Annotated in this window: 15 protein-coding genes; 12 read left to right on the top strand and 3 right to left on the bottom strand. The window is 33.7% G+C overall.

The annotated features are described in order from the left end of the window. The first annotated feature begins 120 nt into the window (after positions 1-120). The 4 genes from A4F88_RS04325 (at position 121) to A4F88_RS04320 (ending at position 1,676) form a co-directional block, all read left to right on the top strand. Positions 121-477 (top strand): hypothetical protein, encoded by a 357-nt coding sequence (locus tag A4F88_RS04325; RefSeq protein WP_068841475.1) that lies wholly within the window; start codon positions 121-123, stop codon positions 475-477. A gap of 135 nt (positions 478-612) precedes the next feature. Then, positions 613-765: a hypothetical protein gene (locus A4F88_RS25340; protein WP_156062652.1), complete on the top strand. Its 153-nt coding sequence runs from the start codon at positions 613-615 to the stop codon at positions 763-765. Positions 766-895: 130 nt separating this feature from the next. Continuing rightward, the gene (locus A4F88_RS25335; protein WP_156062651.1) at positions 896-1,066 is read left to right on the top strand and encodes a hypothetical protein; all 171 of its coding nucleotides are present in this window, start codon (positions 896-898) and stop codon (positions 1,064-1,066) included. A 55-nt stretch (positions 1,067-1,121) separates the two neighbouring features. Further along, entirely contained in the window at positions 1,122-1,676 is a 555-nt protein-coding gene (locus tag A4F88_RS04320; RefSeq protein WP_068841275.1) for a DUF6939 family protein, read from the top strand. Positions 1,677-1,793: 117 nt separating this feature from the next. Here the strand turns inward: A4F88_RS04320 and A4F88_RS04315 are convergent, their stop codons facing one another. After that, complete coding sequence (locus A4F88_RS04315; protein WP_068841274.1) at positions 1,794-3,062, bottom strand: OmpA family protein; 1,269 nt, start codon at positions 3,060-3,062, stop codon at positions 1,794-1,796. 219 nt (positions 3,063-3,281) lie between these two features. Then, positions 3,282-4,802, bottom strand: coding sequence for a choice-of-anchor I family protein (locus A4F88_RS04310; RefSeq protein WP_068841273.1), 1,521 nt, complete (start codon positions 4,800-4,802; stop codon positions 3,282-3,284). 186 nt (positions 4,803-4,988) lie between these two features. On the opposite strand from A4F88_RS04310, the gene A4F88_RS04305 reads away from it, so the two are divergent. Further along, complete coding sequence (locus A4F88_RS04305) at positions 4,989-6,029, top strand: agmatine deiminase family protein (protein WP_068841272.1); 1,041 nt, start codon at positions 4,989-4,991, stop codon at positions 6,027-6,029. A gap of 258 nt (positions 6,030-6,287) precedes the next feature. Then, a complete protein-coding gene (locus tag A4F88_RS04300; RefSeq protein WP_068841271.1) occupies positions 6,288-7,472 on the top strand; it encodes an endonuclease/exonuclease/phosphatase family protein in 1,185 nt (394 codons plus the stop codon). 187 nt (positions 7,473-7,659) lie between these two features. Here A4F88_RS04300 and fahA read toward each other — a convergent pair whose 3' ends face one another. Next, the gene (gene fahA / locus A4F88_RS04295; RefSeq protein ID WP_068841270.1) at positions 7,660-8,943 is read right to left on the bottom strand and encodes a fumarylacetoacetase; all 1,284 of its coding nucleotides are present in this window, start codon (positions 8,941-8,943) and stop codon (positions 7,660-7,662) included. 109 nt (positions 8,944-9,052) lie between these two features. On the opposite strand from fahA, the gene glyA reads away from it, so the two are divergent. From glyA to A4F88_RS04265, 6 genes are all read left to right on the top strand, one after another. Beyond that, positions 9,053-10,327, top strand: a complete 1,275-nt coding sequence (gene glyA / locus A4F88_RS04290; RefSeq protein WP_068841269.1) for a serine hydroxymethyltransferase — start codon at positions 9,053-9,055, stop codon at positions 10,325-10,327. Positions 10,328-10,438: 111 nt separating this feature from the next. Continuing rightward, positions 10,439-11,032: a MiaE family protein gene (locus tag A4F88_RS04285; protein WP_068841268.1), complete on the top strand. Its 594-nt coding sequence runs from the start codon at positions 10,439-10,441 to the stop codon at positions 11,030-11,032. Positions 11,033-11,202: 170 nt separating this feature from the next. Further along, positions 11,203-12,243 (top strand): GMP reductase, encoded by a 1,041-nt coding sequence (locus tag A4F88_RS04280; RefSeq protein ID WP_068841267.1) that lies wholly within the window; start codon positions 11,203-11,205, stop codon positions 12,241-12,243. A gap of 20 nt (positions 12,244-12,263) precedes the next feature. Further along, positions 12,264-12,761: a GNAT family N-acetyltransferase gene (locus A4F88_RS04275; protein ID WP_068841266.1), complete on the top strand. Its 498-nt coding sequence runs from the start codon at positions 12,264-12,266 to the stop codon at positions 12,759-12,761. A 133-nt stretch (positions 12,762-12,894) separates the two neighbouring features. After that, on the top strand, positions 12,895-13,461 hold the full coding sequence (locus A4F88_RS04270) for a TetR/AcrR family transcriptional regulator (RefSeq protein ID WP_068841265.1): 567 nt from the start codon (positions 12,895-12,897) through the stop codon (positions 13,459-13,461). Positions 13,462-13,501: 40 nt separating this feature from the next. Further along, positions 13,502-14,914: an MFS transporter gene (locus A4F88_RS04265; RefSeq protein ID WP_068841264.1), complete on the top strand. Its 1,413-nt coding sequence runs from the start codon at positions 13,502-13,504 to the stop codon at positions 14,912-14,914. Positions 14,915-14,916 lie beyond the last annotated feature (2 nt).

The following is a 14,916-nucleotide window of genomic DNA, read 5'->3' as shown; positions in this document are numbered from 1 at the left end:
ACATATTTATACTTAATCCTAAAGGTAAAAAACCAAAGGCAATTGGCAGTCAATTTGCAATTTTTGCAGATAAGGCAGCTAAGTTATTTGATAAGTTTAAAGTATGTAATTAAAAAAAAAATGGAATATAAAGATAACATCAAATTTGTTGATACGGAAACTAAAGAAGAATTAATTTTTAATTTTAAGACTTGGATTTCTGTTATACAAGGGATTATAATAAAGTATGCTAAAAAAACTGAGCAAGAAGCAAGGAGTCTAGTTGAAGCAAGAAATTTTCTGATTCCTGAAACTTATGAACAAGTTATTTTTTATAGCCATGAAAGTGAATTTCATTGGGCTATGTTAATTACTTATGGAGAAGGGTATTGGCAAAGAGGAATTAGTTCAGATGAACCTTCAGATTATATTACATGGGAATCACAATATAGAATTGACAATTCATTAAAAGAGGAGTCTTTTGAGTTTATTGATTAGAACAACGCTGAAACAAACTTTTAGCTTGTATAATTAAAAGCATATTATAACCGCTTCAGGCACTATTTACCGGAAAGTGGCGGGCATATTTCAGAGACCTCAATTACATGCTAGTGGAAAATAATCTGAATTTTTATGGATACATACTTTGAAATAGATATATTTGGATTAGCAGGAACGCCTTGGATGCCTCATGGAGCAGCACAGCCTTATGTTATATCAAAAGGGCCACACTTCTATGCTGGAGATAATAGACAATGTGTAAGTTTTGCATATTGGGCTTCATAATCAGCAGGCATAAAAAAATGAAAATGACTTGGTATAAGTGTATTACTCCTGCTTCTTTAGCGAAAAAAATTAAATCTTTATGTCATTAGTGCTGTTAACAATGAAACGTATCTTAATAAACTGATTATTTATGTTTTCAATATTTTCTAAACCTATTATAGTTTCTTGTGAACAAATTCAAGGTTCTTTAGTTTTAAATACTCAATTAAAATCAAATAATTGTGAGATGGTAAATATTTCACGAGAACATGTTGTTTTTCAATTTTCTTGGGGTTGGACAAAAATAGGAAAAGATGCATAAAATATTGAAGATGCCGGAATGAAATTATCAGAATTAGCAAATAAATTATTTAAAGATGAACAATCAGGTTATTATTGAAAGTAAAAGGAAAAAGATAGAAAAACTAATCATAAAATATCCAAATTTTGAGATTATTGATATAACTTCAAAAGCTCAAAATTCATGGGTGAAATTCAGCCCATTTTATCCATTGGGAAATATACCTATTCCTTTTACCGAAAATAAATTTTCGAAAAGTGTTGAAGGAATCTGGCAAGGATTAAAAGTATTTGAAAATTTTGATATTGACCCTACTAAATTTGATATAGAAAACATGAAAAATATCAAACGAACAGTTAGAAAGTATGGAAAAGTAAAAGGGCATAGAAAAGGGATTAACGGAAAAGACATTTTAAGTTATTCTGATTCAAAAAAATATATTTATTTACCATCTTATAAATGGATATTAGATAATAAGTTAAAGAATGAAATAACAGAATTAAAAGAAATATTAGTCCATAAACCTTTATTATTACTGGATTATGAAACAAGTGAAGATATTTTTTCTTCCAAGCCAATTTCACATGCTTTTTTAGTTAAATTATTTTTAGAGGATAAATATCCAATATAAAAACTTCCCTTAGTTTGATGAACATCTTGCTTATCAACATAAGAAAATTTAGCAACAATAAACAAAAAACCGCTTCAGGATATCCTGAAGCGGTTTTTTAAAATATATAAATTAAGATTATTTTACCTGGAAAGTAACTCTTCTTACAATTTGACGGGCTTCTTTAGATTTTTTGTTTACAGAAGTGTCTTCACCGTTAGCGATTACATTCAGTCTTGAAGAATCAATTCCGGCATTTTCAGCTACTTTTTTCACAGCCTCAGCTCTTTTTCTTGATAATTCAGTATTGTAGCTTGAACTTCCAATTTCGTCAGCATATCCAATAATGTCAGCAGATTTACCCGGATTATTTTTTAAGTATTTCACTAAGAAATCAACACCAGATAAAGAAGCATTTGTTGGTTTAGAAGAGTTAAAGTCAAAATATACATTTACATAACCTCCGTTGATTAATTCTTCAACAGTATTATTTGTAGCAGTTGTTTCGGCACCTTTTTTAACATAGGTTTTGTCTAAGTAACTTTCTAATTCATCCGGAACACCATTTTGATTGTTATCAATAGATTGTCCTTTAGTATTTACAGCAACACCAGGGATGGTATTTGGTTCTAAATCATACAAATCAGCAACGCCATCTTTGTCTGTATCAATAAGATTAGTTTCAATAGTAGTTACTCTGTCTTCTAATTTATTTAATCTTTCATTTTCTTCAGAATACCAGTCAGCATGTTTTGTATTTTTACCTAAGTAGAAAGTCAAACCAACAGATGCATTAAGTAATACACCATCTAAAGAACCAGTCGTTGTTGTTCCTTGTCCGTCAAAATTATGATTTTGTCTTCCGTTAACAATACCTGTAAGGTCTCCCGTTAAAGCTATTCTGTTACTCAGTCTAATTTGTCCTGTTAAACCGGCAATTCCATGAGCCATGTAATCTTTTCCGTCAAATCCTTTATCAGAACTTAATTGAGAAACACCAAATCCACCATGTGCCAATAAACCAAAAGTATTTGTCCAGGTTTCAAAGTTTAAAGCCCTGCCAAGGTTAATAACCCCTTGTAAACTTGCTCTGTAATACTTACTATCGAATTCAGGAGTGTCTTTACGTTCCTGAAACTGATCATATCCAACATCCAGTTTTAAACCAAATTTAGGATTAAACATGTATCTTACACCTAAATCTGCATGAAACGGACTAAGCGATTCTGTAGCATAACCAGGAGTTATTGCTCTAAGAGGTTTGTTAACCCCGCCATTTAATTCGATAGACCATTTATTGTATGAAGGTGCGTCAATTGAAGGTTGAGCTGAAGTTGTTGCCATATTTTGTGCACCCGCAGCAAATGTTAGTAGTAAAAGTGATACTGAAGCTAATTTCTTTTTCATGATATCCAAGTTTTAATTTAATTGTTATTATGAGTCTTATTTTTTGTAGACTCAGGACAAAATTATACCACGAACTTTAGAAAGTGTTCTATTTGGTCTTACATAATTCCCATCTTTTGGGTTTTAATTATGTAAATACGTTAAAAGAATCAAAAGATTTGAGCAAAAAAAAGAGCTAAATTTAATATTTAGCTCTTTTTGGTTTTGTAAATGTGAAAGTTATTTTAAATCTGGCTGGTATATTTTTATAGATCCATCTCCCTCACTACTAACGACTAACAAACTTCTTTTTGTTGGACTTTTAGAAGCAGGGATAAAAAGAATTCCCTCTGGAGCGTCTCCGGTTTTTACTGTTTGTAAATATTGAGGCGAAGTAGGATTTGTAACATCATAAGTCATAAAAGCATCAGATCTTTCAAGTCCAACAAACAGAATATTCTGACTTCCCATCTTAACTGCAACTACAGCTTCAGGTTCAGAACCTTTATCGTCGCTGCGTTTATCATCATAAGTTCCTAATTCATTTGTTTTTTTATCCACATCATTTTTGCTGTCAAAAACAATTTTTCCGGTGTTTCCATTCCAAATCGAAAAAGAACGGGCTCCAAAAGCGACTATTTCATCAAGATCTCCATCACCGTCAGTATCTCCCATATCAGCAACAAGATTCAGTCTTCCTAAATTAGCATCTAACTTTAAAGTAGCAGCATCAGGAAAAACGGTTGCATCAAGTTTCATACTTTTCATACGCTTAATATCTGAGTAAGCAGTGTATTCTCTGGCATCACCTTCATTAGCGGTAACAAAGTAAGGAACATTATTAGAAGAGAAATGACTAATAGCATCCGGCATAAACATACCTTTTACCTTCCATGGATTAAAAGCTATTTTATCATCACTATCGCTTACATCAATAGCATTTTCAGCTGTATTAAAATCTTTAAAACCTAATGGATAAATTGCTGTGATTGTTTTAGAAACCAAATCTACTTTTGCAACACCATTGTTTTCCTGCAAAGTAACCCAGGCAGTTTTAGAATCATCAGAAATAGTTACATATTCCGGTTCAATATCCTGAGCAAAACTTTTTGCGAATTTTGAAACTCTAAAACCATCTTTCTTTAAAGTTTCAGCCTGACTGCTAAAAGAACTGAAGTCTAAAGTTGTAACAGCATAATTATTAGTTACTTCAATAATAGAAATAGTTCCGTTTGGATCTTGAGAATAATCAGTGTTAGGTTCACCTTCATTAGCAGTCATGATATATTTTCCATCTGGTGAAAAAGTAACCATATCCGGTAATGCACCTACCGTAATTTGTTTGATTAAGCTATAATCAGTAGTGTTAAAAACAACTACTTTTCCGTTAGCTTGTTTATTTATTGTTGATTCTAAGGCAACAGCCAGTTTACCATCAAAAACAGCAACACTATTTGAAGCACCTTCGTATACAGTTAAATCAATTTTACCAATTTTAGTTGGTTTTGTCGGATCAGATAAATCAATTACATCGATTTGATTGGTTCCGCTATTGTTTACAGCAAAAAGTTTTTTTGTTTTTTCATCGTAAGCTGTAATTTCTGCGGCACCTTCACCACCAATAGTAACAGAGCCAATTTCTTTAAAAGTTCCCGGATTTTCGTTTACCAGAACTTCAGATTCATTTTTTGAATTTTCATCATTATTACAACTTACCATTATCGATAAAGCTGCTAATAGTGAGATACTTAATTTTTTCATTTTGTGTGTGTTTTAGTTTTGCCAAATGTAATTAGCCGAATGGGAGCATATATTAAGGTTGTATTATATAATCTTTAACTTAATTTTTATAAGATATTTTATCTAAAACGGTTATGATTTCACTTCTGCTATTTTATAATCCTAACGAATGCTTATCTTTGTACACTTTCAAATTTAGAACCTCTTATGTCAACAAATAATAGAAGATTTCCAGCAGAATGGGAAAAACAACAAGGAATTGTATTGTGTTTTCCGCATAATGGTAACGACTGGCCGGGAAAATACGAAGCCATTCAATGGGCTTTTGTAGAATTTATTAAAAAAGTAGCCACTTTTGAAACCGTTTTTTTGGTTGTAGCCGATGAAAAACTAAAAGAAAAAGTAGCCGAAATGCTGGAAAGAGCACGTGTAAATATTTCAAATGTTTCTTTCATTATCCATAAAACCAACAGAAGCTGGATGCGCGATTCAGGACCAATTATTGTAAAAAATGGTTCAAAAAGAGAAGCGCTGAATTTTAACTTTAATGGTTGGGCAAAATATAAAAACTATCAGTTAGATAAATTTGTTCCGGGCAAAATTGCTGATTTTATTGATGTTCCCTTAACACAGGTTATGTACAAAGGGAAACCGGTTATTGTAGAAGGCGGGGCAATTGATGTAAACGGAAAAGGAACTTTGTTAACATCAGAAGAATGTTTGATGCACCCAACAATTCAGGTTCGAAATGCCGGTTTTACCAAAGAAGACTACGAGGCTGTTTTTAAAGAATATTTAGGAGTTACAAACGTAATCTGGCTCGGAGACGGAATTGAAGGTGACGATACACACGGTCATATCGATGATTTATGCCGATTTGTAAATGAAGATACAATTGTAACTATTGTTGAAACAGATAAAAACGATGCTAACTACAAACCTTTACAGGATAATCTAAAACGTTTGCAAAACGCAAAACTGGAAGATGGAAAATCTCCAACTATTGTTGCTTTACCAATGCCAAAGCGTGTAGATTTTGAAGAATTAAGATTACCTGCAAGTTATGCTAATTTCTTAATTTTGAATAATTGCGTGCTGGTTCCAACATTTAATGATAGTAATGATCGTGTAGCACTGAATATATTAGCAGAATGTTTCCCGGACAGAGAAGTAATCGGAATAAGTTGTATTGACTTTATCTGGGGATTCGGAACATTACATTGTTTAAGTCAGCAGATTCCTGCTTAGTTCATTCTAATTAGAGAAAAATAAAGTCATTATTAAGGGCTTTAGCCAAAACTCGTTTTTGACTAAAGCCTTTTTTAATGTAATAAATAATTCTTCCAATTAAAACTGGAGGTAGCCAAAAAAAATACATCTTTATGAGATTAAAAACATACTGCTTTTTTTGTTGATGTATACTTAACATAACAAATTGCCGGGCGTCCTGACAACATTCTTATATTCGTGCAGTCAACAATGCAGAAATGCAGATTCAATTTTAATATGAATAAAATATTTTTTATCCTCTCCATGCTTGCTGCAGGAGTTCTTTTCTCACAGTCTCATCCGGAAAAAACACACGAACTTACATTTGCGACCTACAACGTAAGTATGGAATCTGAAAATTATTTTCCAAGAGGTACAAAAGGAAATTCGGAGCAGGTATTGATCAATGAGCTTAATTCAGGAAATAATCTTCAAATCAAAAATATCGCTAAAATTATTCAGACTGTAAGACCGGATGTTATTTTGTTAAACGAGTTTGACTACATTAAAAATCCTAAACTTGGTGTAAAGAAATTTGTCAAAAACTATTTAAAAGTGAACCAAGGCGGAGCAAAGGCAATTGATTATCCTTACTATTATTACTCAACCGTGAATACCGGTCAGCCAAGTCCTTATGATTTGAACAATGACGGAAAGCTGGAGAATTTTGGAAATGATGCCTGGGGATTTGGTATGTATCCTGGTCAATATGCGATGGTGCTTTTGTCAAAATATCCTATTGATGTTAAGGCGGTTCGCACTTTTCAAAATTTCAAATGGAAAGATATGCCGGGAGCATTGCTCATCAAAAAACCGGACGGATCGGATTGGTATAGTAAAGAGGCATGGGCTCAATTTCCATTATCTTCCAAATCTCACTGGGACGTTCCTGTTAAGATTGGCAGGAAAACGGTGCATATTTTAGCCAGTCATCCTACGCCTCCTTCTTTTGATGGCGCCGAAGATCGTAATGGAAAAAGAAACCATGATGAAATCCGATTCTGGAGAGACTACATTTCGGATAATTCCGCTTCATATATTTATGATGACAAAGGAGTAAAAGGCGGCTTGCCTACGAATTCTCCGTTTGTCATATTGGGTGATCAAAACGCTTCGCCAGTAGAAGGGAACGCTATCAGAGAAGGTATACAATCATTGCTTGCTGATCCTAAAATTAATAGCGACTTTACACCTGCCAGTAATGGCGGTGCTGAATATAGTCCCCAAAACCCTTTCGGAATTAATCATACTGCCTTTTGGAGAATGCGTGCTGATTATGTATTGCCTTCCAAACTTGGGTTTAAGGTTGTAAATAGTGGTGTGTTCTGGCCTGCCAAAGGAGAACCAATGTCAGAATTGGTTGAAAAACGTGAATCAAGTTCAGATCATCGTTTAGTTTGGGTGAAAGTAATCTTAGAGTAAAATAGTTCTTTTTTATATTTTGTCAAACTGAACCAAGTCGAAGTCTGTAAATATAAAAACTTTACACCTTAAGCCGAGATATAGCATTCAGCATAAGTAAGAATAAAAAACGTAGCGGTATAAAAAAACCTTGGTGGTAACCAAGGTTTTTTTATTTCTAGATCTCTTCAGATGCTGCATCTGCTCTTCATTGTCTCACAAAAGGAGGTAGCAATTGACTTGCAACTTCTCCAAATCCAATTCGAACTTCATTGCTTTCGCAGAAACCTCTGATGATTACTGTATCATTATCTTCAATAAATTTACGCTCACTGCCATCGTTTAGCTTAAGCGGATTTTTTCCGCCCCAGGTTAATTCGAGCATAGAACCAAAACTGTCAGGAGTTGGTCCTGAAATAGTTCCGGATCCCATCATATCGCCAGAATTAATACGACATCCGTTTGATGTATGGTGTGTTAATTGCTGAGCCATTGACCAGTATAAATATTTGAAATTCGATTTTGAAATTACAGTTTCTTCCTTGTCTTCCGGTTTCAGTGAAACTTCTAAATGAATGTCAAAAGCTTTTTTTCCTTTAGTCTGTAAATAAGGAAGCGGTGACGGATCTTGTTTTGGACCTTTAGTTCTAAAAGGCTCCAAAGCATCCATAGTTACAATCCACGGTGAAATTGATGTAGCAAAGTTTTTGGCTAAGAATGGTCCAAGTGGTACATATTCCCATTTTTGAATATCACGTGCACTCCAGTCATTTAGTAAAACCATTCCGAAAATATAATCTTCAGCCTCATAAGTTGGGATATTTTCTCCCATTATGTTTACATCAGTAGTAATAAAAGCGGTTTCTAATTCAAAATCGACCAAACGGGACGGACCAAAAACAGGGTATTTCTCGCCGGCAGGTAAAGTTTGTCCCATTGGTCTGTGAACCGGAATTCCGGACGGAACAATAGTAGAACTTCTTCCATGATATCCTACAGGAATGTGTAACCAGTTTGGTAACAAGGCATTCTCCGGATCACGAAACATTTTACCAACGTTTGTGGCATGTTCTTTACTCGAATAAAAGTCTGTATAATCACCAATTAAAACCGGTAATTGCATCTCGACATCGTCAATTTTAAAAATAACAATATCTCGATCTTTTGTTGAATCTCTAAGCTGTGGATTAGTCTCGTCGAAAATATCAGCGATACGATTTCGAACCAAACGCCATGTTTTTTTTCCGTCAGAAATAAAATCATTTAGCGTGTCCTGCATAAACATATCATCTGTTAAATCTATTCCCTCAAAATAGTTTAATTGTTGTAAAGCCCCTAAATCTATAGCGTAATCGCCAATTCTTGTTCCTACAGTAACGACATTTTCTTTAGTAAGAAATACACCGAAAGGAATATTTTGAATAGGGAAGTCGCTATGTTCTGGTACTTCTAACCATGATTTTCTTTTGGTATCGTTGGCGGTTATTGGCATGTTGGATGTTAATTATTTGTTGAAAAATTCTATGTCAAATATATCATAATCTAACAGTTTGACAAACGTTTTTTTGTATTTTTGCAGGAAATTAACGAAAAACGAAAAAATGCAACGCGACGAACAAATTTTTGACCTTATACTAGAGGAACAAGACAGACAAATTCACGGATTAGAGCTTATTGCTTCAGAGAATTTTGTAAGTGACGAAGTAATGGAAGCAGCTGGTTCTGTTTTAACTAACAAATATGCCGAGGGATATCCTGGCAAAAGATACTACGGCGGTTGCGAGGTAGTTGACGTTATTGAGCAAATTGCAATTGACAGAGCTAAAGAATTATTTGGTGCTGAATATGCAAACGTTCAGCCACACTCAGGATCTCAGGCAAATACAGCAGTTTACCACGCTTGTTTAAACCCTGGTGATACTATTTTAGGTTTTGATTTATCTCATGGAGGTCACTTAACTCACGGTTCTCCGGTAAACTTCTCAGGTCGTTTATACCGTCCAGTATTTTACGGTGTAGATGCAGAAACTGGTCGTTTAGACTATGATAAAATTCAGGAAATTGCAACAAAAGAGCAGCCAAAATTAATCATCGCAGGAGCATCAGCTTATTCTCGTGATATGGATTTTGCACGTTTTAGACAAATCGCTGACAGCGTTGGAGCTATTTTATTTGCTGATATTTCACACCCTGCAGGTCTTATTGCAAAAGGATTATTAAACGATCCAATTCCACATTGTCATATCGTTTCTACAACAACTCACAAAACATTACGCGGACCACGCGGAGGTTTGATCTTAATGGGGAAAGATTTCGAAAACCCACAAGGTATAAAAACTCCAAAAGGAGAAATCAGAATGATGTCTTCATTATTAGACTTAGCTGTTTTTCCTGGAAATCAAGGTGGACCTTTAATGCATATTATCGCTGCAAAAGCTGTAGCTTTTGGTGAAGCGCTAAAAGATGAGTTCTTTACTTATGCAATGCAATTACAAAAAAATGCAAATGCAATGGCAGATGCTTTTGTAAAAAGAGGATACAATATTATTTCTGGCGGAACAGATAACCACATGATGCTTATTGACTTAAGAAATAAAAATATTTCTGGTAAAGAAGCTGAAAATGCATTAGTAAAAGCAGAAATTACAGTAAATAAAAATATGGTTCCATTTGATGATAAATCACCATTTGTAACTTCAGGAATTCGTGTTGGAACAGCTGCAATCACAACTCGTGGTTTAGTAGAAGAAGATATGGAAACTATAGTAGCACTTATTGATAAAGTTTTAACGGATCATACCAACGAAGCAGTTATCGAAGAAGTAGCAAACGAAGTAAATGAAATGATGAGCGAAAGACCAATTTTCGTTTACTAAAAAAGATAAGTCTTAAAGTTTTTAAAGTCGAAAGTCAAAAGTCTTAATTTTGACTTTCGATTTTTGCTTTTATAACTCATAACTTTTAACTCATAACTCATAATTTAAGAAATGGGCGTATTAAGATTACAATTACCAACAGACCCAAGATGGGTAAATATTGTAGAGAAAAACATTGAAGAAATCCTGACAGATCATGCGTGGTGCGAGCAAAAAGCAGCAACCAATGCGATTACTATCATTACTAATAATTCTGAACATCAGGATTTAGTACAGGATTTATTGGCTTTAGCCAAAGAAGAAATCGATCATTTCGAGCAGGTTCATAATATTATCATCAAAAGAGGATTAAAATTAGGACGTGAACGCAAAGACGACTACGTAAACGAGCTTTACTTATACATGAAGAAAAGTGGCGACGGAAGCCGTGTATCAGGTTTAGTAGAAAGATTATTATTCTCTGCCATGATCGAAGCCAGAAGCTGCGAGCGTTTTAAAGTGCTTTCAGAAAATATTAAAGATGAAGAATTAGCTGCTTTTTACAGAGATTTGATGGAAAGTGAAGCAGGACATTATACCACTTTTATTACTTACGCAAGAAAATACGGAGTTGGAATTGATGTTGAAAAACGCTGGAGAGAATGGCTGGCTTTTGAAGAATCAATTATTACCAATTACGGTAAAGGTGAAACGATTCACGGGTAGTTTTTTGTTTTAAGTTTTCTTAAATTTTAGTTTCAGGTTTTCCAAGTTGAACGAAGCTAAAACGCGCTTCAATCGAAAAATTGTTAATAACTGGGTGATTAGTTTTTGAATGAATTATAAGACTTCACTTTCAAAATTGGTATATTTGAGAGTAACGAAAACTTAAAGCCATGAGAATAGAAACTGATCTTAAATTAGGGTTTAAAGATGTGATGATTAGACCAAAACGATCTACATTAAAAAGTAGGTCAGAAGTCTCATTAGAACGTAATTTCAAATTTTTACACAGTACCGCAAGCTGGACAGGGATTCCAATTATGGCGGCCAATATGGACACTGTTGGTACTTTTGAGATGGCAAAAGTTCTGGCCAAAGAAAAACTTTTTACAGCCATTCATAAACATTACACACTTCAGCAGTGGAATGCTTTTCTGAAAAATGTAGCACCGGATTTCTATGATTACATTGCTATAAGTACAGGAACAGGAGCAGAAGACTTTATAAAAATCAGTCAGATTATTAAAGCAAATCCCGGTCTGAAATTTATTTGTATTGATGTTGCTAACGGATATTCAGAGCATTTTGTTCAGTTCTTAAAGCAAATGCGCCGACAATATCCCGATAAAGTCATTATTGCAGGAAATGTAGTAACAGGCGAAATGGTAGAAGAACTACTATTGGTTGGAGCTGATATTGTAAAAGTAGGAATTGGACCAGGTTCAGTTTGTACAACCCGCGTAAAAACGGGTGTTGGATATCCGCAACTTTCAGCTATTATAGAATGTGCCGATGCTGCTCATGGTTTAGGCGGACATATTATAAGTGATGGCGGCTGTAGTACTCCCGGAGATATTGCAAAAGCTTTTGGTGCAGGTTCTGATTTTGTAATGTTGGGCGGAATGCTGGCAGGACATACTGAAAGCGGGGGAGAACTAATTGAAATTGATGGTCAGAGATTCAAACAATTTTACGGAATGAGTTCTACGACCGCCATGGATAAATATGTAGGCAGAGTGGCAGAATACAGGGCAAGCGAAGGAAAAACAGTTCAGGTTCCCTTTAAAGGTCAGGTTATCAATACAGTTTTGGATATTTTGGGTGGTTTGCGAAGTACATGTACGTATGTTGGCGCTTCGAGATTAAAAGAGCTCACCAAACGAACTACTTTTATCAGAGTGAGTGAACAGGAAAATCAAGTTTTTACAAATTAAAATATATTTTAAAATACAATATGATTACGATTTCAGCAGCAGGTTTAAATGATATCAAAACAATTCAGGAAATTACAAATATCACCTGGCCTATTACTTACGGAGAAATATTATCTCAGGAACAATTAGATTATATGTTAGGTTTGTTTTATTCTGATGAAGCACTGACAAAGCAGATTGAAAATAAGGAACAGTTGTTTTATTTAATTTTAGATTCAGAATCGAGTATTGGATTTATTGGAATTGAGCACAATTATAAAGATAAATCCGCAACAAAAATTCATAAAATTTATCTTCTTCCGGAAACACAAGGAAAAGGGTATGGCAAAAAAGTTTTTGAATTTATCGAAAAATTAGCTGCAGAAAACAATTCGAATCATCTTTTATTAAATGTAAATCGTTTTAATCCGGCATTAAATTTCTATAAAAAATTAGGTTTCGATATTAAGGAGACAGTTGATATAGAAATTGGAAACGGATATTTGATGGAAGATTATGTAATGGGTAAAGCTTTGTAGTTTTCTTTTATTGAATTGATTTTACAGAAATTTACTGAATACAAAACCAGCCTCCTGAAACGTGTCAAATTTTTATAAATAAAAAATAGATAGATCTATCTATTTTTAATTATCTTTGCTCAAAAAAAAGAAAATGGACCAGAAAAAAAGCGTAAAAGAACGAATACTGGATACAGCCGCTCGTTTGTTTTACCATCAGGGATTTAACAGTACAGGAATTAATCAGATTATTGCTGAGGCTGATATTGCTATAGGTTCTCTGTATAAACATTTTGAATCCAAAAATGATTTATTGTACAGTTATCTTGAGCAGCAGGAAATAGAATATTTTGAAAATCTTGATGATTATTTAAAAGAAGAGCAACAGCCTGTAAAAAAGCTTCTTAAATTGATTGATTATCGTATCAGACTACAGAATGAGGCAAATCATTCAGGATGTCATTTTATTAAGATAAATGCAGAAATAGGACGTACGGATTTAAAAATAGAGCAATTCGTTATTGCTCATAAACAACGTCATCGTGATTATATTAATGCAATTGTTTCTGAAATTAGCACACAACAAAATCTTTCAATAGAAAAAGATAATTTGGTAAATATTATCTTTTTGATGATAGAAGGTGCCGTAGTATCAGCAAGTATTCAAGGAAATACTAATGATCTGAACGAGGTAAAAAAAGCTATTAATCAATTATTCTAATTTTTTTTTAATTAAAAATAGATAGATCATTCTATATATTATGAAAAATAAAAAACACATTTCATTGCTTATATTATTGTTAGCACATCTGCTGACAATTTTAGATATTTTCGTTGTAAATATTGCTATTCCATCAATTCAGCAGGGACTTGGCTCGACTAATGGAAAAATCCAGTTGGTAGTTGCTATGTACATGGTTGGGTTTGCTTCTTTTTTAATAATTGGAGGAAAAATGGGGGATTATTATGGCAGAAAGAACATTTTTATCTTAGGAATGTTGTTTTTTATGTTTAGCTCTGTAGGATGTGGTGTAGCTATTACTATTGACCAGCTTATTGTTTTGAGGTTTTTTCAGGGAATAAGTGCAGGTTTAATGTCTCCACAAGTATTATCTTACATACAGGTTCTTTTTACAGATCATAAGGAGCGAACTTATGCGATGGGCTGGTACGGAATTGCTATTGGTATTGGTACCATGCTGGGACAGTTTTTAGGAGGATTTTTTGTAGAGCTTAAACCTTTTATTATTGATCAATCCTGGCGATATATCTTTCTTATTAATATTCCTGTTTGTCTAATAGCTGTTGTAATGGCTATGCGTTATCTGGATCAGTCCAGAGATCACTCCGCTTTGCAAATGGATTATAAAAGTGCTTGTATGTTGTGTATTGGACTTATTATGTTGGTATTTTCAATGACTGTTGGAGTTGAACAAAGCGATCTAATGAAATTTTCCTTACCAATAGCTGTATTATTTCTTTTAGTATTTGTTTTCAGGCAAAAAAAGAGAAAATTAAAAATGAAAGAACCATTATTAGATTTAGAACTTTTTAATAACAAGAATTTCAATATGGCGATTTGTGTTTCAGCATTGTTTATGCTTATGCTGGATGCTTATTTTTTTGTGCTTGCTGTTTTTTTACAGGACGGGATTCAATTGTCACCTATGCAGGCAGGATATTTTATCGTATTTCAGGGTAGTGGTTTTATTATTGCTTCATTTTTCTCTGCAAGGCTGGTATTGCGTTTTGGTAAATCGGTATTAATTTTTGGTGTACTGCTTTTAATAGTTGTCTTGATTTTGCAGCTTGTATTTTTTTACTTCCAGATAATTGATTTAGCAGGACATCTGGTAATGCTGTTGCATGGTTTTGGCGTAGCACTGGTTTTACCCTCATTTGCCAATATTGCGCTGAAAGATTTGCCTAAAAACAGAATTGGAAGTGCATCCGGAGTTTATTCTACACTGCAGCAATTGTTTGGAGCTTTAGGTATTACAATGACCGGAAGTGTATTCTACTATTTTTTAAAAGAAAATAGAGATTTTGAACACTTTTATCATGCTTATTTGTACGCGGCATTTATTCATTTCTTTTGCTTAGCAGGAGTATTGTCTATTTTGATTCTTTTACCAAAATCAATACTTCCTAAAAATCAAAAAATAAGTAAATGATA

This window comes from Flavobacterium chilense (genome assembly GCF_001602525.1).
In the GTDB taxonomy this organism is placed as follows: Bacteria; Bacteroidota; Bacteroidia; order Flavobacteriales; family Flavobacteriaceae; genus Flavobacterium; species Flavobacterium chilense.
This window is presented reverse-complemented; position numbering and strand designations above follow the sequence as displayed.